General features: G+C 70.2%; 25 protein-coding genes and 1 tRNA gene. 20 read left to right on the forward strand and 6 right to left on the reverse strand.

Translation table 11 applies throughout. The annotated features are described in order from the left end of the window. Nucleotides 1–88 precede the first annotated feature (88 nt). The 13 genes from WME82_RS01935 to WME82_RS01995 all read left to right on the forward strand — a co-directional run bounded on the left by WME82_RS01935 (nucleotide 89) and on the right by WME82_RS01995 (nucleotide 9,323). Nucleotides 89–253: a hypothetical protein gene (locus tag WME82_RS01935; RefSeq protein ID WP_438041442.1), complete on the forward strand. Its 165-nt coding sequence runs from the start codon at nucleotides 89–91 to the stop codon at nucleotides 251–253. Continuing rightward, nucleotides 250–786 carry a hypothetical protein gene (locus tag WME82_RS01940; RefSeq protein ID WP_438041443.1) on the forward strand — a complete coding sequence of 179 codons (537 nt, stop codon included), beginning with the start codon at nucleotides 250–252 and terminating at the stop codon, nucleotides 784–786. Before WME82_RS01935 ends, WME82_RS01940 begins: the two co-directional genes overlap by 4 nt. A gap of 1 nt (nucleotide 787) precedes the next feature. Next, nucleotides 788–2,248 (forward strand): DUF2586 family protein, encoded by a 1,461-nt coding sequence (locus WME82_RS01945; protein ID WP_438041444.1) that lies wholly within the window; start codon nucleotides 788–790, stop codon nucleotides 2,246–2,248. Between the two features lie 3 nt (nucleotides 2,249–2,251). Further along, on the forward strand, nucleotides 2,252–2,752 hold the full coding sequence (locus WME82_RS01950; RefSeq protein WP_438041445.1) for a hypothetical protein: 501 nt from the start codon (nucleotides 2,252–2,254) through the stop codon (nucleotides 2,750–2,752). A 4-nt stretch (nucleotides 2,753–2,756) separates the two neighbouring features. Continuing rightward, nucleotides 2,757–3,245 (forward strand): hypothetical protein, encoded by a 489-nt coding sequence (locus WME82_RS01955; protein ID WP_438041446.1) that lies wholly within the window; start codon nucleotides 2,757–2,759, stop codon nucleotides 3,243–3,245. Between the two features lie 8 nt (nucleotides 3,246–3,253). Next, the gene (locus WME82_RS01960; protein WP_438041447.1) at nucleotides 3,254–3,421 is read left to right on the forward strand and encodes a hypothetical protein; all 168 of its coding nucleotides are present in this window, start codon (nucleotides 3,254–3,256) and stop codon (nucleotides 3,419–3,421) included. Between the two features lie 6 nt (nucleotides 3,422–3,427). Next, nucleotides 3,428–5,434 carry a hypothetical protein gene (locus tag WME82_RS01965; protein WP_438041448.1) on the forward strand — a complete coding sequence of 669 codons (2,007 nt, stop codon included), beginning with the start codon at nucleotides 3,428–3,430 and terminating at the stop codon, nucleotides 5,432–5,434. Continuing rightward, complete coding sequence (locus tag WME82_RS01970) at nucleotides 5,431–5,997, forward strand: hypothetical protein (RefSeq protein WP_438041449.1); 567 nt, start codon at nucleotides 5,431–5,433, stop codon at nucleotides 5,995–5,997. Before WME82_RS01965 ends, WME82_RS01970 begins: the two co-directional genes overlap by 4 nt. Before the next feature lie 3 nt (nucleotides 5,998–6,000). Continuing rightward, on the forward strand, nucleotides 6,001–6,684 hold the full coding sequence (locus tag WME82_RS01975; RefSeq protein ID WP_438041450.1) for a hypothetical protein: 684 nt from the start codon (nucleotides 6,001–6,003) through the stop codon (nucleotides 6,682–6,684). After that, nucleotides 6,681–7,202, forward strand: a complete 522-nt coding sequence (locus WME82_RS01980) for a hypothetical protein (RefSeq protein ID WP_438041451.1) — start codon at nucleotides 6,681–6,683, stop codon at nucleotides 7,200–7,202. The genes WME82_RS01975 and WME82_RS01980 overlap by 4 nt, the downstream gene beginning before the upstream one ends. Continuing rightward, complete coding sequence (locus tag WME82_RS01985; RefSeq protein WP_438041452.1) at nucleotides 7,199–7,711, forward strand: hypothetical protein; 513 nt, start codon at nucleotides 7,199–7,201, stop codon at nucleotides 7,709–7,711. The genes WME82_RS01980 and WME82_RS01985 overlap by 4 nt, the downstream gene beginning before the upstream one ends. After that, the gene (locus WME82_RS01990; RefSeq protein ID WP_438041453.1) at nucleotides 7,708–8,163 is read left to right on the forward strand and encodes a hypothetical protein; all 456 of its coding nucleotides are present in this window, start codon (nucleotides 7,708–7,710) and stop codon (nucleotides 8,161–8,163) included. The genes WME82_RS01985 and WME82_RS01990 overlap by 4 nt, the downstream gene beginning before the upstream one ends. Nucleotides 8,164–8,252: 89 nt before the next feature. Further along, a complete protein-coding gene (locus WME82_RS01995; RefSeq protein WP_438041454.1) occupies nucleotides 8,253–9,323 on the forward strand; it encodes a baseplate J/gp47 family protein in 1,071 nt (356 codons plus the stop codon). A gap of 5 nt (nucleotides 9,324–9,328) precedes the next feature. Here the strand turns inward: WME82_RS01995 and WME82_RS02000 are convergent, their stop codons facing one another. Then, nucleotides 9,329–10,150: a hypothetical protein gene (locus WME82_RS02000; protein ID WP_438041455.1), complete on the reverse strand. Its 822-nt coding sequence runs from the start codon at nucleotides 10,148–10,150 to the stop codon at nucleotides 9,329–9,331. Nucleotides 10,151–10,197: 47 nt separating this feature from the next. On the opposite strand from WME82_RS02000, the gene WME82_RS02005 reads away from it, so the two are divergent. The 5 genes from WME82_RS02005 (at nucleotide 10,198) to WME82_RS02025 (ending at nucleotide 15,170) form a co-directional block, all read left to right on the forward strand. Beyond that, nucleotides 10,198–11,010 carry a hypothetical protein gene (locus tag WME82_RS02005; protein ID WP_438041456.1) on the forward strand — a complete coding sequence of 271 codons (813 nt, stop codon included), beginning with the start codon at nucleotides 10,198–10,200 and terminating at the stop codon, nucleotides 11,008–11,010. Nucleotides 11,011–11,013: 3 nt separating this feature from the next. After that, nucleotides 11,014–11,601, forward strand: coding sequence for a hypothetical protein (locus tag WME82_RS02010; protein ID WP_438041457.1), 588 nt, complete (start codon nucleotides 11,014–11,016; stop codon nucleotides 11,599–11,601). Further along, nucleotides 11,598–12,179: a hypothetical protein gene (locus tag WME82_RS02015; protein WP_438041458.1), complete on the forward strand. Its 582-nt coding sequence runs from the start codon at nucleotides 11,598–11,600 to the stop codon at nucleotides 12,177–12,179. The genes WME82_RS02010 and WME82_RS02015 overlap by 4 nt, the downstream gene beginning before the upstream one ends. Before the next feature lie 69 nt (nucleotides 12,180–12,248). Further along, on the forward strand, nucleotides 12,249–14,717 hold the full coding sequence (locus WME82_RS02020; RefSeq protein WP_438041459.1) for an SGNH/GDSL hydrolase family protein: 2,469 nt from the start codon (nucleotides 12,249–12,251) through the stop codon (nucleotides 14,715–14,717). A 12-nt stretch (nucleotides 14,718–14,729) separates the two neighbouring features. Then, nucleotides 14,730–15,170, forward strand: coding sequence for a hypothetical protein (locus WME82_RS02025; protein WP_438041460.1), 441 nt, complete (start codon nucleotides 14,730–14,732; stop codon nucleotides 15,168–15,170). A gap of 121 nt (nucleotides 15,171–15,291) precedes the next feature. Here WME82_RS02025 and WME82_RS02030 read toward each other — a convergent pair. The 3 genes from WME82_RS02030 to WME82_RS02040 form a co-directional block, all read right to left on the reverse strand. Beyond that, nucleotides 15,292–15,364: transfer RNA gene (locus WME82_RS02030), tRNA-Ala, on the reverse strand. Nucleotides 15,365–16,026: 662 nt separating this feature from the next. Beyond that, the gene (locus tag WME82_RS02035) at nucleotides 16,027–17,049 is read right to left on the reverse strand and encodes an isopenicillin N synthase family dioxygenase (RefSeq protein ID WP_438041461.1); all 1,023 of its coding nucleotides are present in this window, start codon (nucleotides 17,047–17,049) and stop codon (nucleotides 16,027–16,029) included. Nucleotides 17,050–17,409: 360 nt separating this feature from the next. Next, nucleotides 17,410–19,590 (reverse strand): hypothetical protein, encoded by a 2,181-nt coding sequence (locus tag WME82_RS02040; protein WP_438041462.1) that lies wholly within the window; start codon nucleotides 19,588–19,590, stop codon nucleotides 17,410–17,412. A 194-nt stretch (nucleotides 19,591–19,784) separates the two neighbouring features. On the opposite strand from WME82_RS02040, the gene WME82_RS02045 reads away from it, so the two are divergent. After that, nucleotides 19,785–20,066 (forward strand): hypothetical protein, encoded by a 282-nt coding sequence (locus WME82_RS02045; RefSeq protein WP_438041463.1) that lies wholly within the window; start codon nucleotides 19,785–19,787, stop codon nucleotides 20,064–20,066. On the opposite strand, the gene WME82_RS02050 is transcribed toward WME82_RS02045, so the two are convergent. Beyond that, on the reverse strand, nucleotides 20,027–20,485 hold the full coding sequence (locus WME82_RS02050) for a hypothetical protein (protein WP_438041464.1): 459 nt from the start codon (nucleotides 20,483–20,485) through the stop codon (nucleotides 20,027–20,029). The two genes, WME82_RS02045 and WME82_RS02050, sit on opposite strands and share 40 nt — an antisense overlap. A 78-nt stretch (nucleotides 20,486–20,563) precedes the next feature. Next, a complete protein-coding gene (argB, locus tag WME82_RS02055) occupies nucleotides 20,564–21,418 on the reverse strand; it encodes an acetylglutamate kinase (RefSeq protein ID WP_438041465.1) in 855 nt (284 codons plus the stop codon). Between the two features lie 162 nt (nucleotides 21,419–21,580). Here argB and WME82_RS02060 point away from each other — a divergent pair, with 162 nt between their 5' ends. After that, complete coding sequence (locus WME82_RS02060) at nucleotides 21,581–22,741, forward strand: M20 family metallopeptidase (RefSeq protein WP_438041466.1); 1,161 nt, start codon at nucleotides 21,581–21,583, stop codon at nucleotides 22,739–22,741. The last annotated feature ends 1 nt before the right edge of the window (nucleotide 22,742 follow it).

The following is a 22,742-nucleotide window of genomic DNA, read 5'->3' on the forward strand; positions in this document are numbered from 1 at the left end:
CGCCGCGGACAGAGATGCTTTGTCGCGCTCCGCGCGCGTGCGGGTGCGGTGCAGGCCGCAGCGAGGGGAGTCTCCCAGTATCGCCGACATGGAGGTCCTGGCCGTGCTCGATGATGGCACGGAGATCCCCCTGCGTGGCGTGACGGCGCTTCGTCTCGAGACGTCGGCGGAGAGCCCCGCGGTCGCGCTCGTGCTTCGACTGAGCGATGCCTCGATCGACGTCGAGGCGCCGGCGCTGGAGGTGAAGTCTTGAGCTTCACCGGCCTCTACCGCCACGTGAAAGACAAGCTCGCGGCCGCCGGAGTGACCGCGGAGGTCGTGTTCGGTCGGCGCGAGATCGCCAAGCAGATCAACCAGGGCTCCGGCTGCGCCAACCGCGTGGTCTTCGCCCCCGGCGACGATGGTGGCTCCCTGGGCGGCTATGACGCCCCTGTGAAGCCCGGGCGCAACCCGCGCTCGCTCTGGGACTGGACGTTCGTCGGTCGCGTCTTCGTGTGGGCGTACGACCCGGCGGCGCCGAACGACGAGGTCGCCAACTGGGAGTCGCTCGTCGAGCTGCACGACTTCGTCCTCGAGGCGATCCACAGCTACACGGCGGGCTTCTACAGCCCGAGCGCGCCTCGCCTCCTCGGCACGACGGAGCGCCGGTTCGGCGAAGAGGTCGTGTTCCAGCTGGAGCACCGCCAGCCCGTCGTGGCGACGCCGCGCCCGAGGAGAGAGGCCCCGATCCAGGGGAATGGGCAAACGTTCCTGGTGACGCCGAACGGCGAGGAGCAGGGGTGCTGAGATGAACCCGAGTGTCGAAATCGATGTGCTGGACAACCAGCTGGATATCCGAGCTCCGCAGGACGCCATGCTCGCTGTCGTGGCGACCGCGGCCGACGGACCGCTCGGCGTGTCCGCGCCGATCACCCAGACGCAGGACCTCGTCGACGCGTACGTCGAGGGGCCGCTCGTCGAGGCGTGCGCGTACGCGATCGAGCGCTTCGGCCTGACCGTTCTGCCGGTCCGCACGGATGCGAGCGTGGCCGGCGGCTACGGCACGCTGACCGACGGCATCACGGGGACCAGCAACCCGACGCTCGATGCCACCGCCGAACCGATCGACGAGTTCGAGATCGTGATCCGGTTCAAGACGGGCGGGACGATCGGCGCCACGGGGATCACCTACTGGCGGTCGTACGATGGCGGGCGGACGGGCCTCAATTCGACCGATCCGGTGTACGCACTGGGCACGGCGACGAAGCTCACCGTGCCCGGGGGCGGCGCGGTGGACTTCGCGGCCGGCACCATCATCACCGGCGACCAGCTCAGCTACCCGACGACCGCCCCCGGGTTCGATGCCACGGAGCTCGGCGCCGGCCTCACGTCGCTGCGCCTGACCCAGGCTCGCTGGTCGTCGCTGTTGGTGTACGGCGACCTGGACGCGACGAAGCTCTCCACCCTCGACGCCGGCCTCGAGGCGATGCACACCGCCGGCCGCGAGCGGCGGGCCGTGGCGCACGCCAGGAAGCCGAACCCCGGCGAGAGCGAGGCCACCTACCTCGCTGCGATGATCGCGGCGTTCGGGGCCTCCGCCAGCCGCCGCGTGGCGCTCTGCGCGGGCGGGGCCAAGATCGACTCGTCCATCTCGCGCCGGCGCTACCGGCGCTCGCCAGCGCTCGCCGTCGGGGCGCTCGCGGCCGCCGTCTCGGAGGAGATCGACCTCGCCGAGCTCGCCTATGGGCCGTTCCCTGGCGTCGCCATCGCGGACGGCAACGGCAACCCGGACGAGCACAACGAGTTCATCAACCCTGGGCTGGACGATCAGCGCTTCCTGACGCTGCGGTCGTGGGAGGGGCGCGCGGGGGTGTGGGTCAACAACCCGCGCCTCTTCGCGCCGGTCGGCTCCGACTTCCTGTACCTGCAATACGGCAGGATCGTGGACATCGCGTGCACGGTCGCCCGGACCGAGCTCGAGCCCATCCTGTCTCGTGGCGTCGTGGTCAAGAAGGACGGGTCCGGGAGGATCGACCCGGATGTCGCCCTCTCGATCGAGGGGCAGATCACCGCCCGTCTCGGATCGGCTCTCGTCGGGAACCGCAAGGCGACGGCGGTCGTCTTCACGCTCAGCCGGACGGATGACGTGCTGCGCACCGGCGCGATTGGCTGGCAGGTCCGCGTCGTTCCGCTCGCGTATCTCAAGAAGCTCCGGGGGAAGGTCGCGCTCGTCGCGTCGGCGAACGCCCCCGTCACGGTCACGGGGTGAAGCATGGCAACGGGCAAGGATGTCTTCCGTCGCAACGGCTACGAGCTCTCCTGGTCGAGCGCGACGGCCAAGATCGACAACGACGAGTTCTACGGGTTCACCGGCGTCGACTACGAGGAAAAGCTCGAGAAGGCTTTCGCGTGGGGGATGGACAAGGCCGGTGTCCCGCGCGGCCGCACGAAGGGGAAGTACAGCGTCGAGGGCAGCTCGATCAAGATGTACAAGTCCACCGCGCTCGCCCTGATCGAGGCGCTCGCGCGCAAGAGCCCCGACGGCAAGAGCTACGGGAACGTGCAGTTCCACTTCACGCTTCAGTACGTGGAGGACGAGATCTCGGTCACCGAGGAGCTCTTCGGCTGCGAGATCTCGGGCGCCAAGAGGAGCATCTCCAACGGGCCCGACGCGGCGATCGACGAGATTCCGATCTCCGTCATGTACGCGAAGCTCAGCACTCCGAACATCCAGGGCATGACCCTGTTCGACAACCGCCAGGGAAGGTACTGACGACATGAGCGACAGCGAATACGAGGACCATCCGAGCGCCGCCGGCGAGCAGGAGAAGGAGCTCCAGGCGAAGCTCGACAAGAAGCGCGAGGAGCTCGCGACCCTCCAGGCCGGTCGCGAGAAGGCGCGGCGCCTTGCGGAGATTCAGGAAGAGATCGCCGCCACCGAGCGCAAGTGCCGGGAGGAAGCGGCGCTGTCTGCGGCCGAGGCGAAGTACGGGCCGCTCGGCCTGCGCACCGCCGCGATGGAGACGCGCGTCGGTCTCGTCATCTTGCGAAGGGGTGACGGCATCAAGGTCCGCATCTGGGCGGACAAGCACGGTGCGAACCCGTCGGTGCAGGCGTGTCGAGAGCTCGTGCGCCCGAACGTCGAATATCCGCCCATCGAGGAGTTCGACGACATGGTCAAGGAGATGCCGATGGTGCTCGTGACCGCCGCGGGCAAGGTCCTCGAGCTCGCCGGCATCGGTTCGAAGGAGGTCGGGGGAAAATAGACGAGCTCGTGGAGCGGGCGAGGGGGAACGACGGGCTCAGCGCCGAGCTCATTCGTTGCCTGTTCCAGGAGCGCGGACGCACCGAGGCGGAGTTCGTGAGGGGCGCGGCGGGCGCGGTGGTGATCCTGAGGGAGCTCCGCCGCATCGAGGCAGCGATCAAGTCGCTGCGTGGGTGACCGGACATGGCTGGAGACCAGGAAGCCAGGTTTGCGATCGACCTCGACGCCAAGGGGGCGGACAAGGCGCGCGATCTGGCACAGGCCCTCTCCGGCCTGCGCGACAAGATGAAGGCCGACCAGGCGGCGGTCGGCGAGCTGCAGGCCGCGCTCCGGCGTCTCCAGGTGGGCGGCAACGCGAACACGGAGGTGTTCAAGAAGCTGCGCGACCAGCTCACGGCGAAGAAGGCAGCCCTCGGGGCCGCGCAGGAGCAGTACGTCAAGCTGGGCGGGACATTCGGCCCGGTCGCGGCCCAGGCCGGGGTCGCGAACGCCGGCGTGTCCAACCTGATCTCGACGGTCACCGGCTCGGGTGATCCGGTGGTGGGGCTCATCGGCCGGGCGAACCAGCTCAAGGCGGTGCTCGGCAAGGCGGGCGCCGCCGGCGCCGCGATCGTGCTCGCCGTCGCGCTAGTCGCCCTGACCGTCGCCGCGGTCGCCGCCGTGGCGCAGCTCGCGGCCTACGCGCTCCAGGCCGCGAGCGCGGCGCGCGAGACGCGGCTGCTCTTCGACGCGGTGAACGCCGGCGCCGGCGCCGACCAGCGGCTCGGCATTCAGGTCGAGCTGCTCTCCCAGCGAGTGAACCTCGCCCGCGGGCAGCTCAACGAGATGGCCCTTTCGCTCGGCCGCACCCGGCTTCAGGGGCGCGCGCTCGAGGCCGCCTTCTCGGCGGTCGCGACCACGACCGCCGTCATGGGCAACGCTGCGGGCAGCACCCTCCAGAGCATCGCGACCGAGGCGGCGCGCACGCGCGTCTTCGTGCTCAACGCCTTCTCGCTCGACGGGACCGGGCTCAAGCTCCAGGACGTCGCCGCGCAGCTCGCGAAGCGTACCGGCGCCTCCATGCGGGCCGCGATCACGGCCATCCAGAACGGCCGGGTCAAGGTGGTCGACGGCCTCGCCGCACTCGACGCGGCGGTCCAGGCGAAGTTCGGCAAGCTCGCCGCCGCGCAGATGCTGGAGTTCGGCACGCAGCTCCAGCGCGCACGGGAGGACGTCGGGGCGCTCTTCAAGGACGTCAAGATCGACCGCTTCCTCGAGGGCCTGCGCGGCGTGCTGCGCCTGCTCGATCAGAACACCGTCACTGGGCGGCAGCTCAAGTTCATCGCCGAGACGGTCCTCAACCCGATCTTCGAGGCGGTCGGCACCGTCAGCCCGTACGTGCAGGCGTTCTTCAAGGGCATGGTGATCGGTGCGCTGCTCGTGGTCATCACGGTGCAGCGGCTGAAGCGGTCGTTCGACGACGCGTTCGGCACCAGCACGAAGTCGAAGGTCGACTGGCTCAAGGTCTCGATGTACGCCGGCGTCGCTGCGGTCGCGCTGCTCGGCGGCATGCTGCTCTCGCTCGTGCCGATCGCCGGGCTCATCGCCCTGTCGTTCGTGCCGCTCGGGGTGCTCGTGGGGGTGATCGCGGCCGGGCTCGTCCTTGCGATGCTGGCCGTGGGCGCGGCCGTCTTCGGGCTCTACGTCGCCTTCCGGTGGGCCTACGACGCCATCGCCGGCGTCGACTTCGGCGAGCTCGGGGCGCGGCTCGTGGACGGCCTCGTAAACGGCATCACCGGCGGCGTCTCGCGCCTCGTGAAAGCGGTGAAGGGACTCGGGTCGTCGGCGGTCGCCGCGCTCGAGAGCGTCTGGAAGATCGCCTCGCCGTCAAAGGTCGGGTTCGAGAAAGGCGACTTCCTCGGCCAGGGTGTGGAGCTCGGCGTGGAGCACAGCACTGCGGGGGTCGAGGCGGCCTCGCACGGGCTCGCCGGCGCGGCCGTCGAGAGCCTCGGGGGGACGAAGGGGGGCGGCCGCTTCGGCGCCGGCGGCGGCGGGCGCGGCGCTCCGATGCTCTACGTCGAGCATCTCGAGGTCAACGGCGTGAAGGACGCCGACGAGCTCACGAGCCGCACGTTCCTCGCGCGCCTGGTGGACGTCCTCGAGAACGCGGCGACGACAGGCGGGATCCCTCTCGACCCGGAGACGACATGATCAACCCGCTGCGCGACTCCGATCCGTGGAGCACCATCGTGCTCGCCAGCCGTCGCAACCCCGGCCTCGCGGAGGTCGTCGGCGCCGGCTCGCCGCGGGACTGGGACATCCGGAAGGGATACGGCCTCTCCGGCGCGTTCGTCGTCTACACGGGCGACAACCTCGCGAAGTTCACGGTGCGGATCCGTCTCTTCGACGATGCGCACTTCGATGAGTGGGACAGCTGGGCGCAGCTGCTGACGAAGCCCCCGCGCGGCGTGCGACCCAAGGCGCTCGACATCTACCATCCCGCGCTCGACGACCTCCAGATCCGCTCGGTCGTCGTCGAGGACCGCTCGCAGCTCGCGCCCGAGGACGAAACCGGGATGTGGGTGTGTGAGATCAAGTTCATCCAGTTCCGGGCGCCCATGCCGATGCTCTCGAAACCGGAGGGGAGCACCGCGGCGCTGAAAGAGCCCACGGCCGAGGACCGCTACGACACGTCGATTCTGTACCTGAAAGAGCAGTTTCAGAAGCCGACAGACGACCTCGGAACGGTGTTTAGCCGGGCGCTGGGAGGCTGACGAATGGCTCTCTTCGCGACGATCAACGGCGCTCGCGTCCTCACGGCGAGTCTCCACGTCCCGTACGCCGGCCTCTGGTTCGTGGACGTCGAGCTCGACCAGGCCGTGACGGTCGCGGGCTCTGCCGTCGTCACGCTCGGCGGGCTCGAGCTCCGCGGCGTGGTGGCGCCTGCGCGCTCGGGAGCGTTCCAGGACCGGCGGCGCGCGCGCGTCGTGGCGGGCGCCGGCGGCTGGCTGACGAGGTGCACCGCGCGCCAGATGCACAACACCCAGGGGGTCACGCTCCGGAGCGCGGTCACCAGCCTCGCCGCGGACGTCGGCGAGACGTTCGACCCGACGACGCTCTCGGGGAAGCTCGGCTCGAGCTACTTCATCCGGCAGGCTGCGCCGGCCTCGCGCGTGCTCGAGCAGCTCCTGGGCGCGACGCCTTGGTGGGTGGACTACCAGGGCGTCACCCGCGCCGGCGCGCGCCCGCGCGTGGAGACGCCCGAGCAGGCCTACCAGCTGCTCGACTTCAACGAGCGCGAGAAGGTGGCCGAGCTCGCGCTCGACGACCCCACGGCCGTGGTGGTCGGTTCGGTGCTGCGCGGCCGGCTCGAGCGGCCCCTCCTGGTGCGGGAGCTCCGCATCGAGATGAGCAAGGCCGCGCTCCGCGCGAGCGCGGTCGGAGAGGAGCTCGCTGCGTGACCGGCGATCAGCTGCTGCGGACCCTCGCGACGATCGTGCGAGAGCTCCTGCCCAAATACGACTTCCTCGGCCGGTACCGATACCGGGTGATCGCGATGCAGGAGGACCTCGTTGTCCTCCAGGCCGTGAACCGGCGCGCCGGGCTGCCCGACATCCCGCCGATCCCGATCGTGGCCGGCATGGCGGGGCTCTTCGCGGAGCTCACCCCGAGCGCGATCGTGCTCGTCGAGTTCATCGAAGGCGACCCACGATACCCCATCATCACCGGCTTCTCGCGCGACGGCGAGGAGACGTTCGTCCCGCTGTCGCTCGCCCTCGACGCTGCGCAGGAGCTGCTGCTCGGCAGGACAGCGGTGCGGGGCGTCGCCCGCAACGCCGACAGCGTGACGACCCTTCTCCCGCCGGCGACGTTCACCGGCACGATCGGCGGCTCGCCGGCGACCGGAATGGTCGTCTGGTCCCCGGGCCAGACGATGGGGAGCATCACCACCTCGTCGGCGAAGGTGAGGTCGGAATGATCTCGGACCTCGGCTCGCTGACCCTGGGGGCGGTGGTCCCCGCCGCCGCCGGCGCTGCGGCCGCGATCGACGTCGCCTGCGACATCGCGGCGCCCAACGTGTCCGCGCAGCTCACCGCGCTGGCGTCGTTCACGCCCACCGCGTCGCTCTCCCTCGCTGCGCAGCTCGAGATCGCGCAGTCGATCGTGAGCAACCTCCAGGCCTCGATTGCGCTCGGGATCGAGCCGCCGAGCCTCGCCGAGCAGGCCGCGGCCGCGGCCGCGATCATCTCCCAGCTCGAGGGGATGTTCGCGACGGTCCAGGCGCAGGCCGAGATCGGGGCTGCGCTCGAGGCGCAGCTCGCGGTGGGCGGCGTGCGCCTGCTGGCCTTCGCGGGCGCGCAGAGCGCCCTCGGCGGCGAGCTCGCCGCGGCCCTCGGCCCCGACGCGACGGCGGCGCACGCCCTCGTCCTGGTGACCACGAGCAGCAGCGCCTGGGCGGCGATGCAGGGGGTGTTCACAACGTCATGAGCCTCCTCGAGGACATCCTGGGGTCGGTGGTCGCCTCGTTCGGCGGGCCCAGCGCGCCAGCGGCCACGGTGGACGGCTTCGGAGCCGACCTCGACTGCGCCGACGACCTCCGCGACGACCTGCGCATGGCGGGGCCCACGCTGGCGCTCGCGCAGGCGGCCTACAGGCGCCTCACCACGCCGCGAGGCGGGGTGATCGACGCGCCGGACTATGGCTTCGACCTCCGCTCGCTGCTGTCGCGCGGGATGACGCCCGCCGAGCTCGCAGCCGTGCCCGGGCTCGTACGCGGCGAGCTGACGAAGGACGAGCGCTTCGAGGACGTGGAGACGCGCGCGCGGATGCTCGACAGCGCGACCCTCGAGCTCGTGATCAGGTGCCACACGGCGGCGGGGCCCTTCGAGCTGACGATGAACGTAACGGCGGCCGCAGCCGCCTTCGCAGGGGTGCGCTGATGCTCCCGATTGACCAGCTCATCAAGCCTCTTTCCCGAGACCAGGTCAGGGACTCAGTCTATCGACTCCTCACGGCCACGGGGCTGCCCGTGACCTCCTGGAAGGAAGGTGGCGTAGCGAGGACGATCATCATCGTCATCTCGGCCATCTTCGCCGGCTTTACCGAGGTGATCGCGCTCGCGATCCGGGCCAACTACCTCGACTTGGCCGAGGGGATCTGGCTGACGCTCCTCGCCTACTACGTCTACGGGGTCGAACGCATCGGGGCCACGTTCGCGACCGGACAGGTCACGCTGGTGAACTCCGGCGGTGGCGTCTACGAGTTCGAGGCCGGGGAGTTCGTCTGCCGCAACCCGTCCACGGACGCGCACTATACCAACGTCTCTGCGTTCACGCTCGGCGCAGGCGAGACGCTCACGATCGACATCCGCGCGGTGGTGGCTGGCTCCGACGGGGACTCGTCGGCCGGGCAGATCTCGGCCCTGGTGACCACGATGCTCTCTGTCACCTGCTCAAACGCGGCGGCGCTTGTCGGTCGGAATGAGGAGTCGGACCCTGCGCTGCGACAGGTGTGTAGGGACTCGCTCGGGGCGCTCAGCCCGAACGGTCCCCAGGCCGCGTACGAATTCTGGGCGAAGCGAGCAAAGAGGGCAGACGGAACGACCGTCAACGTCACCCGCGTGTGGGTGAGCCCGGCGAGCTCGGTCGGCCACGTGCAGGTCTACGTCGCTGGCCCGAACGGCGAGATCAGCGGGAGCGCAGGCGACCCGAACACCGACCTTGGCGCCGTCGCTGCGACCATCATGACGCGCGTGGTCCCGAAGGGCGTGAGCTGCACCGTCGCGAGCGCCACCGCCGTGAACATCACCGTCACCGGCACGGCGTGGGTGCAGGCCGCCGCGAACCTGTCGGACGCGGCGTGGCAGGACATGTTCAAGAGCGAACTGGATGCGTACCTGTCAGAGGCCCCGATCGGAGGCTACGTGCTGACGTCGGCGCCGGGACACATCCACCGAAACGCCTTGATTGGCGTTGTGGAGCGGGTGTCGAAGTTCGTTATCAAATTCGACCCCACGCTACCAGTTGGGGATACGGCCCTCGCAGAGGGCGAAGTGCCCGCGTCGGCAGCGCACTCGATCACCGTGCAGCAGGTGTCATGATGGCGTCACAGACACAGCCCATCGACATTGGATCCGTTGCTGAAGTGCACCCAGCACCTCAGCCCCGGAGCGCAGTGCCCCGAACCGAGCCAGAAACAGTCGGCAAAGTCTCCGTTGGGTTCCCTCCACGTGACTTCATATTCTATGCTTCGAGGATTGCAGTCGGCGTAGATGCCACTAGGCGTCGAGCAGCGCACGGGGTACTCGACGCACGCACCGTTGTGGCAGAGTCCGCCCGAGCACAGCGTGCCCTCCGCGGCCAGCTCGTGGGTGGGGCCAGCGGGGCCGCACGCGTCGACTGTGCAATCGTTGCCGTCGTCGGCGACGTCGTCGGGCGCGGGCACCGCCTGCTGGCCCCCGCGGCCGCTGCAGCGCTGCTCGAGGCAGTCCCCGGGCGTCTGCGCCGTGAGCGGCGTTCCCTCGGGGGCGAGCTCGCGTCGGCACACGCCGTCGTCGCAGGTCGGCCAGGCGCACGGACCTTTCGAGCCAAAGCAGTCCTCGGCAACGACGCACTCCGGAGCGGGCGCGCCGCCCTGACCGCCCTCGCCGCCGGCCGACGTGCTGCTCGCCGTCGTCGCGGCCTCGCCGCCCTCGCCGCCGCTGGTGCTGGCGCTCGAGGAACTGCTCGTCGTGCCCAGACAGCCGAGGCAGGCTCCGTAGCCGCTCCGGTCCTCAAGGCACGCTCGCACGCCCCCGGTGGCCCCGTCGGGGCAGGTGCAGTCGACGAGCTGCCCGTGGAAGCACACCGCCGCCGGCGCAGGCGCGCCCTCGAAGGGCACGCCGCACCCCGCGAGCAGGCTCGCCAGCACCCCAACGACTGCGCGCATGGCCGGTCAGGCTACGCCGCTCGTGGTGGGCGTCAACGGGAGGCGACATGGCCCACCTGAGCTTCCGGGAGAGCTTGCGACGCTACGTTCCGCCCTGGCTCTCCGACCGGCCCGGGCGCAGCGTCGCGTTCCGGTACCTCTACGGGATCGCCTCGGTCCTCGACGCCGGCGCCGAGGTGCTCGTGCAGGGCATCCAGTCGCGCTTCCCCGGCGTGGGAACCCCGACGGCGCTCCCGTACATCGGCCGCGACCGGCGCATCTTCCGGGGCCCGCAGCAGACCGACGCGGCGTACGCCGCGGAGCTCGTGCGCTGGCTGGAGTACTGGAGGACCGCCGGCAACGCGTACACGCTCGCGCTCGCGCTCCAGACGTTCCTTTTCCCGGGCGCGCCGCGCGTGCGGCTCGTGACACGCACGGGCCTCTGGTGGACTCTCGATCCGTCGGGAGAGCTGAGCTGGCACCAGGCCGAGCCTACCAACTGGGACTGGGACTCGCTCTCGCACCCTGGCAACGCGGACAACTGGTCGGACTTCTGGATGATCGTCTATCCGCCGCACTTCGACGCCGCGGGGGAATGGGGGGCGAGCGACGGCCAGACGTGGGGCGCAGGGAAGGCGTTCGGCCTCGACGTGGAGACCGGTACCGTCGAGACGCTCAAGCGTCTCATCCGGCAGTGGAAGGGCGCGCACACGCGCTGTGTGTCCCTGATCGTGGCGTACGAGCCGACGAGCTTCGACCCCCTCGCCGCGCCGGGCGCGCCCGGAATGCCCGACGGCCGCTGGGGCTACTGGAGCAAGGACGACGGGAGCGGGGGACGAGTGAAGTCGAGGCGCGAGGACGCGCGGTACGTGGAGGTTTGAGCCGTGGCGCAGTATGAAGGCAACGACACGTTTCCGGAGTCGGCCGAGCTCGTCAACGACGGAACGGTGCGTGACGCGGGCAGCGTCAACGTGCCGGTGGAAGTCGCGCTCGACCGCACCACTTACCTTCGAAACGTCGGGTTCCGGCGCGTCGGCTGGTGGTCGGCAGAGGGCAGCTCTAGCTCGACGTTCTCCAGCGCACACCCCACGTACGGCCCCAACGTGACCGATCCCGCGGCCAACTGGATCGTGACCGTCACGGGGACGAGAGTCGGCGACGTGATCCAGATAGACCTCGTCGCCGCGGTCGACGTGGGCGCCGTCACGACGATCGAATTCAAAGTCGGCGTGACGGACGACGTCGGGGTCGGTAGCGAAGTGCTGGCGCCCGGGAGGTACGAGGCGTCCGGCACCACCACCGATACCACATCAAACAACCCTATCTTGATAAGCACGTACCACACGGTCGCTGCTGCTGGCACGACGAGGATACGGCTGCTCGGTAGGCGGTCAGGGTCTGGTAGCGTAATAGTCCGCGATCGCGGAGGGATCAGGGCGGTGCTTCTCCGTCCTAGTGGGAGTTCTGCATGAGTATTCTCAATTGGATCGATACGTTGTTCTTCGGCGTTCGACGCGTCTTCGCGGCTGGTGTGGAGGTGCCCGAGCGCCCGGCAATCAACTTCGCCGGTGGGGGAGTTACGGTGTCGGACGACCCGGCGAACAACCGGACCACGGTGACCGTGGCCCCTGGCGACATGCTGTTCTACTACCACAAGACGGACGATGACGCGTTGGACAGTGACGACACCCGGGAGATCGTGATCTCGGGTCCGTTTGGCACGAGCAACGCAACGCTGGTGGGGGCGTCCTTCATCCCGAGCGGCCTCTTGGCCGCGCACGCGACCAACTACGCAGAGCTGGAGCTGTCGGTCCGCGACGTCGATGAGGGTGTAGTGGTCCGTGTTGCTGCCACGGGTCTCACGATCCCCTCGGGAACGAACGCTACGGGCAACTGGGCCGGGTTCGTTCCTGTCCCGCTCACCGACCTCACCAGCGGGGCTCCTTTCGGCCCGAGGGAAGCCCTCTCGTTCAGGATCAACAAATACGGCTCGGGTGTGCCGGTGCCGGCGGGAACGCTCGTGGTCGTCTGTCGACCGGCCGCCGCCTGACGTCAGCGTGAACCCCCCGGACCCCGTGGCGCGCAAAGCACGGTCTGTTGCTCGCGTAGGAGAGTTGTAATGCAGAATCCGTCTTCCAATGTCTACATCGAGGGTGCGATCGCCGCCGGCGCCGCCGTTGAGAGGCTGGCCAACGTGAACTCTCTCGTCGACGGGCGGCTCGATCAGCTCCCGTGGCGCCTCACCGCGCCGTCGCTCGCCCCGCGGATCCGGGCCATCTACGCGAACGCGGGCTCCACCGGCCCGCGGCGATCCGTCGTCGTGAACTACGACGGCTACTGCCCCGCCGGCGGGTACCTCGAGCGGCCGTTCACCGTCCCGGCCGGGGTCACTGAGGTGCGGGTCGAGCTCGACGACGTGCGGCTCCCCGACGAGGTCAGCTCGTCGCCGGCGTTCGAGCTCCAGGTGTACGACGCGACGGGGATCACGCTGCTCCACTCGACCGCGGTCACGCCGAGCAGCACGCCGACGGACGTCAAGACGGTGCCGATCGCGGTCACGCCTGGCGTGGAGTACCGCGTGCGGGTCGCGTGCAACGTCTCGGGACAGGCGCGGTTCGCCGTGGGCTGGCTGCGCGTCCGGCCCACGGCGACCACCAACGGCTTCTGGTCGAACTTCGTGCGGATCGACGTTTCCCACGCGATCCTCAACGACAACCTCGAGAGCGGCTACGCCAACCCGCGGTATGCGGCTCAGAGCCCGTTCTCGCACGTTGACCTGCTCTTCAGCGGTGACCGGATCGCCTTCGAGGTGCTCGACAACGCCGGCGACTACCTCGCCGATCGCGCTCAGCCCAGCGTGTTCGTGAACGGCGTCCCGATCGACCCGCCGCTCGACACGAACATCGGCGGGATCGCCCACTGCATCGTGAAGATGCCCCCGTCGACGGGCATGCAGGCCGTCACCATCTGCGCCGGCCCACAGGCTGTGTCCGGGCTGCCGGCGCCCGTGACCGAGCCGCGCGGCTCCTTCATCTGCGCCGTGTACGTCCCGCGGTACGCGCGCGTGGAGGTGCTCCCCGAGCGCCCGAGCGCGAGCGGCGAGACGATCGTGCTCTTTGGCGATTCGAAGCTCGCCGGCTTCTACTCGGCCTCGCCCGGTCGCGACTCGATCGTCCATCTGCTGCGGGCCGCTGGACACCGGGTCATCTGCGCTGCGGTCGGCGGAGATACGCTGTTCTCCAAGACGGGTGCGACGCTGTCCGTCGCGGCCTGTCTCCCGATCGCGCGCAAGCTCGTCCGCGAGAACCCGACGCAGGTCATCTTCGGGATGGGGCGAAACGACATCAAGGCGGCGCTGTTCAACGCCACGGACTTCCTGACGCAGGCCGGGAACGCCGCGGACGCGATCCACCAAGCCGACACCGATGTCCAGGTGAAATTCCTCGCGTTCAGCCACGAGACCGCCGGCACCGAGGAGCCGGCGCTGGACACCGTGCGCGCGGGCATGCGCACGCTGGCCGCTGCGCGCTCGCCGTGGTGCTCGTTCCTCGACGGCGCCGGCCTGTGGAGCGTCGCCGAGGCGAACAACTACACGACCGACCAGGTACACCCGAACGACGCGGGCCAGGAGCGCAAGGCGAGCCTCATCCTCGGGCCTGGGGATGAGTACCCCTGGTCCCCCATGCAGCTCGCGAACCTCTTCGCGTGGTGGGAGCCCGGCCCAGGCATGACCGGCGGCCCCATGACGGCGGTGACGGCCAGCGGCACGAGCCCGCCCACGGTGACGCTGAGCGGAACGGCAACGATGGCCGGCCACTTCAGGTTCGAGGTGAAGACGGCCGGCGCCGGCGGCAGCGCGTCGCCGGCGGCGAAGGGCCGCTGGTCGTTCTACAACGGCGGGCGCTCCTGGGTGCAGCAGGACGTGCCGCTGACGCCGACGGTGTACATCGCGCCGCTCGGGATCACGGTGAACTTCAGCAGCGGCGTCTACCCGAACAACGCCGTCTACACCGCCGACGTCCACGTCGGCCAGGTGCCCGACCTGAGCGGCAACGTCCGGCACCTCGTCGGGGTCACCAACCAGTTCCCGCCGTTCATGCTCAACGGGATCAACGGCAAGCCGTGCCTGGGGTTCGTGCCGGTCGACTTCATGCGGCTCACGGCGATCAACATCCCGGCGCCGTATGCCCTCTTCGTCGTCGGGAAGTTGACCTCCCAGGCGTCGCTGCGGGCGCTCCTCGGCAGGACGGCTGCGGGTAGCGGCATGGAGTTCTACTCGAACACGGCGACCACGATGGCTGCCAGCGACGGCGCGGTGACGCGCCAGGTCACCGTCGATGCGACCGTGGCGCGCTGCTACGGCATCATCGTCAACGGGGCCTCGTCGCAGATCCGCGTCGACGGCGCGTCGACCACCGTCAGCCTCAACAACGTCGCCTTGACTGGCCTGGGCGTCGGCGCTGACAGCGAGGCTGGCCACGGGTGCGACGGTCCGGTGGCGAGCGTCATCGTCGTCGCGGGCCTGCCGAGCGAGGACGAATGCAAGGCCATCGAGGCGCGCGCGCGCGCGCGATGGGCCACCGCGTAAGGAGTTCTGCGTATGGACGAGGAGTACATGTCACCCGCGTCGCGGCGAGCCGGCCGGGACGCGCCCAGCGACCCGCGCCGCGCCGCTCCCCGCGTCGTCAGCGCGAGCGACGCCGAGCTCCGCGCGCTCGAGCTCGCGGCCTCGGCCGTGGAGGGGGTGCGGGCCGTGCAGGCCGACCTCTCCGAGATCAAGGAGATGCTCGGTCGAGCGCCATCGCCGGGCCATGAGGGCACCGGCCTGATCGGCGCCGTGTCCGAGATGCAGGCTTCGCTGGCGCGGCTCGACGCGCCGGCCGAGCGGCAGGCGCCGTCCAAGGCTCGCAAGGTCGCCCGAGCTCCGCTCGTGATCGCCCTCATCGCGGCGCTCGGGGGCAGCGCGGGCATCGCCGGGATCGTCGACGCCGTCTGGGGGCGCGCCGCGGCCGCGCCACAGCAACAGACGACCGAGCGGTGAGCTCGGGCGGCGGTCCGACGAGCAGCCGCAGTGGCCGCGTCGTGAAAAACCCTGGCTGTGACCCTGGCCAGGGGCGCGCCGGAGGCGCGGAAGGAACCGGATAAGCTAACGATTTCGAGGGTGGACCTGACAGGGATCGAACCTGCGACCTCTAGAGTGCGATTCTAGCGCTCTCCCAACTGAGCTACAGGCCCTCGCTTTCGAGAGCGCGGACTCTACTCGCCGGGGCGCCGCTGTCAAGCATAGATCGCGGTTTTCTCTCCCTCGCCCGTCCGTCGTTCGGCGCCATGCTGGGCGTCCCCCCTGGGCTCCCTTTGCTTCCGCTGGTTCCCCTGCTTCCCCCCGCTGTGGTTCCTCCTGGTACCTCGTCGCCCAAGGACGAATTTGTGGTGGCGAAGTGGCGCGATCCGTGCGAGCCGCTGGAATTCCGTCGGGACGTGATGGATCGCACCCCTTCGAAGGCAGGGGCCCAACCGGCAAGCCTGGGGCGTGGAGAGCTCGCGACGGCCATCTCGTCGCCTCGGGCCGCCATGGCTGCCGAGCTTGCCGGCATCCTGAGCCGCGCTGTCGTCCTCGGGGATGACGAGGCGACCCGGGTCGTTCACGGAGCGATCGGTCGGCTGCTCGGGCTGCCGGCAGCAACGTAGGAGCAACCAAGTGTTTGCGCCTCATGCGAAGCGCCGGAGCGCCGGGGGATGCCCAGGCCAGAGCGGACTCGGTGTATTGGCGATCTAGGTACGAGAGCGGCCCTCGCGGAGAAGGCGGGCAGGACGCCAGCCCTGGAGCGTAAGGGAGCGCCTGCGCGGGCGTGCCGCCCGATCAGGAGATCGACGGGGCGGGCTCCGGTCGATCTGTCTTACGCGCTCGGGGTTGAGATTGTCATCTTGCCGAGCAGCTCCTTGAGAAATGCCTCGTAGCTCTGCCTGCGGGGCGCAGCCCCCTTGGGAAGGCAGGAGGGGAGCGTCTCGAACACCGCATCATAGTTGGGGTTGCCAAAGTACACGACGCTCAGCCGCTCGCTGCCCGCACGCTCCCTGGGCGTCACGACCTGGTGCCTCGTGGCCTTGAGGCGACCGTTGCTGATGAACTCCATCATGTCGCCGATGTTGACGATGAAGCAGCCAGGCCTTGCAGGCACCGGGTGCCAACTGCCCTCATGCTTTATCTCGAGTGCGTGCTCTCCGTTTGCCATCTCGCCGGGGCTGAGGATGGTCAACATATTCGGATCGGCGTGCTCGGCCAGGCGCCTGACTGCAGTATTGCAGTGCTCGGGCGCGGGCTCCGGGTAGTAGACGCCGGTCAAAGCGCTACAGTGCTTGGAGAAGAACGGCTTCCAGAAGTTCGGCGGCAGGTCAGCGGCAAGACCGATGAGGTTCGTGATGTGGTTGAAAAGCCTCTCCATCGCTGCATAGTAGTCAAATACGGCCTCCTGGAGACCGGGCGCCGTCTCCTCGGGCGGCCAGATGTTCTCCGGGACTATGAAGTTGGCGAAGTCCGCCTGATAGTACGGGTCCGTGGCGCGCGCTTCTCTCGAGACCTCGCGGCCAAAGCTCAATCGCTCGCATAGATCGGCCGTATCGGATTTCTCGCCGTAGACGGCGCTGAAGTTGATCTCCGTGAGGCCGGTGTATCCCCGCATGGGGGTCCCTTTGGCCTTCAACTTGTCGGAGACAGGCTTCCGAAAGAAGCCGAGCAGCTTGTTGCGAACCTCTGCGACGAGGCTCTCTGGCACGCCGTGGTTGCAGATGCAGAAAAAGCCAAGCTTCTGCAGAGCCGACCAGATCTCTTTTGCTGCCCGCTGGCTAGCTTCGGGCTCGTTGCTCCCCGTAGCTCCCAAGTCGATGATAGGCAGGTCAACTCGATTCATGATATCTCCCATGGGACGGCACTTTCATGGGATCCGAAATCGCTGGCTCAATCGTTTGGTACGATCATTCGACTTTGCGGCCGTCTTTGAGAAAGTAAAGATTGTCGACGGGCGCGCTTAGCATGCTGCGCGTACGTTGTCAACGTGCCAGGGGACAGCGGGTGGCCCTACGGTGCCGAAGAGCCGGATGTGAACAGCACTCATCCGGTTCTGTGAGAGGCGCCCCCCTGGCAACGGGGGGCGCCTACCCGATAGGACGTCTCAGGCGAGTTCTGCCCGTCCCCTCCCCGTGCCACGAGCAAAATCCCTGGGGGGCCGGACGGCTCGGCGCTACCCCACACGCAACTAGGGAAGGATTGGGGCGATGAGGTACTAGTTGGCAGGGCTCGGCGGCTCCGCGGGCGCGCCGGGCGCCGGCGGAGGCTCCGCCTGCGCGCGCGCCTGGGCCTTCGGGTTCTGGAAGACGAAGAGCTTCTCGCGCTCCTCCCCGTAGCTCTCCGTGCTGCCCCACTTCGGGTTCCAGTCCTTCACCCAGTACACCTCCCCGGAGACGATCGCGTCCTCGGGCCGGCCCGTGCGCTCCGGGTAGCGGTAGATGTACTCCTTCATCGCGTCCCGGTACGAGGTGTTCGCCGGCAGCTTGATGCGGGCGAAGTAGTCGCACCAGATCTGGGTGTACGCGAAGCTCTTCGCGTGCAGGAGGTCGAAGTTCGGCGGCTCGCCGGTGAAGGGGTTGATGTGGCGGCCGTCGACCGTGATGGCGTCGACGACGATCGTCCCGTCGTCCATCACGGGGTTCGGCGAGAACATGAACCAGCCCTGGAGGAACCGGAGCTTCTGCGAGAGGACGCGCGTCGGCTCGGGGTGAGGCACCTTCCAGCGGTTCTTGATGACCCAGAGCTCGACCGCCGCCTGGTTGACCGCGCCGACGAACATCACGAGCACGGCGACCTCGCGAAACGTCGCGAGCACCTTCCGGCCGGCCAGCCGGAGCGGCGCCGGCGGGGGCGCGATCTCCGAGCGCTCCGGGATCCGCGCGCCGAGCGCCCGGCCCAGGCTGCGGCGGTGCGCCGCCGCCATCGCCGCGGTCGCCGCGTCGCGCACGAGCGGCAGGCGGAGCACCCACGCCACGGCGGGGCCGAGCGGGATCGCCGCGACGATGTCGGCGAGCGCCGCGGCCCCCTCGGCCGCCTCGCCGCCCGGACGTCGCACCGAGAGCCCGTGGGCCGCGGAGCTCGACGCCTCGAAGGTGAGCAGACCGAACCGGTCCATCCGCTTCAGCAAGCGGCAGGCGAGCACGGCGCCCGGCGAGCGCGGGTCGAACAGCACCACGCGGGCCCGGTGCATGCGCCGCATCGTGCGCGCGGCGATCTCCCAGTCCTCGCGGCCGATGAGGAGCGTGGAGAACACGCAGAGCGCCCACGCGAACGGTCCCAGCACGAACGTCATGCCGAACCCGACGTGGAGCAAGTTCATCATCACGAGCGTGAGCCGCCGCGCCCACACCCGGCCGAGCGGCGACAGCAGGCACACCGGGATGGCCGCCTCGAACGAGATGACCATCCTCGTCATGAACAGGATGAGGAAGTTCGGCGCGTAGTCGCGGATGTCCGCCACGATCGGCGTCACCATCCGGTCGACGTACAGCACGAAGTGGACCGCGGTCCCGTTCTTCCAGGCGGGGCCGGTCTTGTGCACCACGTTGAAGAAGTAGATCGCCGAGAGCTGGATCAGCAGGACGGGCCCGAGGACCGTCACGTAGGCGTCCGGCTTCCGGGGGTCGTCGAGCGCGGAGCGGTCGTTCAGATCGTCCGCGGTCCGCTCGCGGCTCCGCTTCAGCGACGCGAGGAGCGCGTCGACGGAGAAGCGATCGCCCATCGGCAGGAAGCACGTCCAGAGCAGCAGCAGGTTGTGGACGACGTAGCCGCCGTTCTCGATGAGCAGGACGCGCCCGTTCATGCTCGTGACGAACACGAGCGAGAGCACCTGCATGAGCTTCGTCTTCCAGCCGATGAGCAGGCAGACGTAGGTGGCGAAGATCACGGCCCAGAGGACCCAGAGCTCGCCCGGCGTGGAGAAGGCGTTGACGAGCGAGAAGTTCCCGCCGCCCTGCGGGCGCCAGAGGTTCACGTGGTTCGGCAGGACGCCGATGTCCGCGAACATGTCGGACCACGCCCAGCTGCGGCGGAACAGGTCGCCGATCAGGAAGAAGCCGAGCAGGATGCGCGTGAAGCCGAGCGTCCGCCGGTCGAACGTGAAGAAGCTGTCCCGGAGGATGTCCCACATCGAGGGCCCGCGCGGCCGTGGAGGCGGCTCCGGCGCCGCGCCGTCTTCCTCGTCGTGCTCGCCCTCCGCGGCGCCATCGTCCTCCGCGGCGTCGTCGCGCTGCGCCGCGCGCGCTGCGCTGTCGTCGGCGCGCGCGCCCTCGCTCGCGCTGGAGCCCATCGCGGCGGCGGCCTCCGGGCCTGCTTCGCGGCCCTCGCCGGGATCCTCGTTCTCGTTCCGGAGCGCGCCCTCGGGCCCACCCTCGTCGCGATCGTCTTTTGCGTTCATAAGGCGTCGAGATCGATGCTGCGCGAGCGGAGCGCTCGCCGTTCCCATCCCCTACCTACCGCAACCGCGCGGGCGCCGCACGAGGCGACCAGGAGCGCGACGCGCGAGCGCGCCGGGTCACGCCCTGTGGGCAGGATCGCGACCGCACGGCGCGCTTGATGCGCGCGGCGCGGGACGGTAACGAGGAGGGCGACATGCGCCCCATGTCCAACGCGCCCGACGCGCCCGACGCGCCCGACGCGCCCAACGCTGAAGAGCGCCTCGCGCTCGCGAGCTGCGCCTTCGTGGCCGGCTGCATCCTGCTCGCGCCGCGCGAGTGGATCTCGGCGGGGCTCTCGCTCGCGCTCGCTGCGGCGCTCTTCGGGTGGCACCTCCGGCGGCGCGCCGCGGCCCCGAAGGGAGGGCCGGCGGCGCCCGCGCAGGGCGCCCGCGGCGCTCAGGGCGCGCCGGGTGAAGAGCCGCGGGCGCCAGCCTGAACGCGCAGCGGAGGGCGGCCGAAGCGGGCGCGCACGCGGTCGGCGACGGCGCGCACCCGCGGCGCCCCGAGGAGCCGCCGTTCCAGGCGCCGCTTGCCGGGGATGTCGAGGAGCATCACGCCGATCAGGATCACCAGCGCGCCCGGACCGGGGACACCGGGCAGCGACAGCAGGATCCCGAGCGTGACGGCCATCACGCCGAGCAGGTTCTTCCCGACGCGCGCCGCCACGCGCACCCAGGCCGGACGCCCTTCCAGGAAGGGCGCCTCCTCCTGCCTCTCCAGGTAGTCCTCAGGCAGCCGAACGAGCACGACAGTGACGAGCGCCATGCCCGCGATGAAGCTGGCGAGGCACACGCCCACGGCGATGGCGAGCTGCTCGCGGTGCGCCTCGGCGAACCCGAGGGCGGCGTCCGTCATCGATGAGGCGGAGGGCATACGGCGACGAGGCCAGAGCATACGGCGCGCGGCCGGCTCGGGCGAGGCGCGCCGGGCGGCTCAGGGGATGAGCACGGTGCCTATCGCGCCGGGCTCGCTCGCCTCGCGCGCGAGATCGCCGGGCTTGAGCCGCCCCAGGATGTGGATGCGGCGGACCCCTTCGGCGAGCGCGGCGAACGACTCCTCGAGCTTCGGGATCATCCCGCGCGTGACGGCGCCGCTCGCGATGAGGGCGCGCCCTTCGGCGACCGTGAGGCTCGGGATGCGCGAGGCGGGATCGGAGACGTCGCGCAGCACGCCCGGCACATCGCTGACGAGGAAGAGCCCCGACGCGCCGAGCTCGACGGCGACCCGGTTGGCGACCGTGTCGGCGTTGATGTTGTACGTCTGCCCGTCCGCGCCGGCCCCGAGGCAGGCGAGGACGGGCAAGTAGCCGCCGCTCCCGAGCAGCTCGAGCAGCCCGCGATCGACGCCCGTGATGTCGCCGACGAGGCCGAGGTCCACCGGCTCGGGCCCGGCGCCGGCGTAGACCTGCGGCGGCCGCTTGACCGCCGAGAGGGCGGGCCCGCTCGCGCCGTGGAGCCCCACCGGCCTCGCGCCCGCGGCGACGAGCGCGGCGCAGAGGTCGACGTTGAGCTTGCCGGCGACGACCATCTTCATGACGTCGAGCGTGTCCGCGTCGGTGACGCGCTGACCGGCGACCTGCCGGACGGGGATGCCGAGGCGCTCCTGCAGCCGGGTGGCCTGCGCGCCGCCGCCGTGGACGATGATCGCGCGCGCGCCCGCGCGGGTGAGCGCCGCGAGGTCGCTGGAGAGGATGGCGAGGGCAGGGCCGCCCACGACCTCGCCGCCGAGCTTGATGACGAGCGGGCCCGTCGCCGTGGTCACGGGTGCCTCCGCGCTGCTCTGGGACATTTCATGAGGGGCACACGTACCACTTCTGCTGCGGCCAGGGCAGAGGTCGCCGGCGCGCGGCGTGGTGGCGGGGTGGTCGCGGGGTGGCAGCGCGAGCGGGCGCCGGCGACCTCGCGCGGGGCGGCGCTCGGCCTTCGGTGGCTTCCGTGGCATGCTGGCGCCGTGATCCAGGCCCTCCGACAGGCGCTGTCCAGCCGCGCGGAGCCGATGCTCGCGCTCCTCGAGCGGCTGGTGAACCTCAACTCGTTCACGGACAACCCGCGCGGCGGCGACGCCGTGGGCGAGGTCCTGGCCAACGAGCTCTCGACGATCCCCGGCCTGTGCGTGCGGCGGTTCGCGAGCGCGCGCTACGCGGCGCACTGGGTGGCGGAGAGCGAGGCGGCCAAGGCGTCGCCGGCGGGGCACGTCGCCCTCGTCGGGCACCTCGACACGGTGTTCCCCCCGGGGGTCTTCGAGGGCTTCCGCCTGGACGGGGAGCTCGCGCGCGGGCCCGGCGTGCTCGACATGAAGGGCGGGCTCGTGGTGGTGATCGAGGCGCTCAGGGCGCTCGAGCGGATCGGCGCGCTGCCCGCGATCCCGGTGCGGTTCGCGATCGTGGCGGACGAGGAGGTCGGGTCGCCCGAGGGGCGCCCGCTGCTGCAGCGCGAGCTCGCGGGCGCCGCGTGCGCGCTCGTGTTCGAGGCGGGGCGCGAGGGGGACCGGATCATCACCGCGCGCAAGGGCACGGGGGGCGCGACGGTGAGGGCCACGGGCAAGGCGGCGCACGCCGGCAACGCGCACCGGCAGGGCGCGAACGCCATCTGGGCGCTCGCGCGCTTCATCGACCGGGCGCAGCAGCTCACCGACTACGGGCGGGGGGTGACCGTCAACGTCGGCAAGGTGAGCGGAGGGCAGGGCAGGAACACGGTGCCCGACGCGGCGGAGGCGCAGGTCGACCTCCGCTTCGTGAGCCGCGCGGACGGCGAGGCGACGCTGGCGGCGCTCGCCGCGGCGGCGCGCGAGGCGGCCGCCGAGGTGCCCGGCACCGCCGTGCAGGTCGACGGCGAGATCGCGCGGTCGCCGCTCGCGCGGACCGACGCGAGCGCGGCGCTCTGCCGTGAGTACGCGGCCTGCGCGCGGGCGGCGGGGCTCGGCGACGCCGAGGCGCCCCTCCTCGGCGGCGGATCCGACGCCAGCTCGACGGCCGAGATCGGGATCCCATCCATCGACGGGCTGGGGCCGAGGGGGAGCGGCTTCCACACGAAGGACGAGCTCGTCGAGGTGGGCACGCTGGTCCCCAAGGCGGAGGCGCTGGCGGCGTTCCTGCTGGGCCGGCGCGCCTGAA

The organism is Sorangium sp. So ce128 (assembly GCF_051525245.1).
Classification (GTDB): Bacteria; Myxococcota_A; Polyangia; order Polyangiales; family Polyangiaceae; genus Sorangium; species Sorangium cellulosum_B.

Coding starts and splice junctions, on each gene's coding strand:
- WME82_RS02050 (WP_438041464.1), bottom strand. CDS start 20,485: ATGACGGACGCCGCCCTCGGGTTCGCCGAGGCGCACCGCGAGCAGCTC.
- WME82_RS02015 (WP_438041458.1), top strand. CDS start 11,598: ATGAGTATTCTCAATTGGATCGATACGTTGTTCTTCGGCGTTCGACGC.
- WME82_RS02025 (WP_438041460.1), top strand. CDS start 14,730: ATGGACGAGGAGTACATGTCACCCGCGTCGCGGCGAGCCGGCCGGGAC.
- WME82_RS02020 (WP_438041459.1), top strand. CDS start 12,249: ATGCAGAATCCGTCTTCCAATGTCTACATCGAGGGTGCGATCGCCGCC.
- WME82_RS01965 (WP_438041448.1), top strand. CDS start 3,428: ATGGCTGGAGACCAGGAAGCCAGGTTTGCGATCGACCTCGACGCCAAG.
- WME82_RS02035 (WP_438041461.1), bottom strand. CDS start 17,049: ATGGGAGATATCATGAATCGAGTTGACCTGCCTATCATCGACTTGGGA.
- WME82_RS01935 (WP_438041442.1), top strand. CDS start 89: ATGGAGGTCCTGGCCGTGCTCGATGATGGCACGGAGATCCCCCTGCGT.
- WME82_RS01975 (WP_438041450.1), top strand. CDS start 6,001: ATGGCTCTCTTCGCGACGATCAACGGCGCTCGCGTCCTCACGGCGAGT.
- WME82_RS01990 (WP_438041453.1), top strand. CDS start 7,708: ATGAGCCTCCTCGAGGACATCCTGGGGTCGGTGGTCGCCTCGTTCGGC.
- WME82_RS01950 (WP_438041445.1), top strand. CDS start 2,252: ATGGCAACGGGCAAGGATGTCTTCCGTCGCAACGGCTACGAGCTCTCC.
- WME82_RS02000 (WP_438041455.1), bottom strand. CDS start 10,150: ATGCGCGCAGTCGTTGGGGTGCTGGCGAGCCTGCTCGCGGGGTGCGGC.
- WME82_RS02040 (WP_438041462.1), bottom strand. CDS start 19,590: ATGAACGCAAAAGACGATCGCGACGAGGGTGGGCCCGAGGGCGCGCTC.
- WME82_RS01985 (WP_438041452.1), top strand. CDS start 7,199: ATGATCTCGGACCTCGGCTCGCTGACCCTGGGGGCGGTGGTCCCCGCC.
- WME82_RS01955 (WP_438041446.1), top strand. CDS start 2,757: ATGAGCGACAGCGAATACGAGGACCATCCGAGCGCCGCCGGCGAGCAG.
- WME82_RS01945 (WP_438041444.1), top strand. CDS start 788: ATGAACCCGAGTGTCGAAATCGATGTGCTGGACAACCAGCTGGATATC.
- WME82_RS02045 (WP_438041463.1), top strand. CDS start 19,785: ATGCGCCCCATGTCCAACGCGCCCGACGCGCCCGACGCGCCCGACGCG.
- argB (WP_438041465.1), bottom strand. CDS start 21,418: ATGTCCCAGAGCAGCGCGGAGGCACCCGTGACCACGGCGACGGGCCCG.
- WME82_RS02005 (WP_438041456.1), top strand. CDS start 10,198: ATGGCCCACCTGAGCTTCCGGGAGAGCTTGCGACGCTACGTTCCGCCC.
- WME82_RS01970 (WP_438041449.1), top strand. CDS start 5,431: ATGATCAACCCGCTGCGCGACTCCGATCCGTGGAGCACCATCGTGCTC.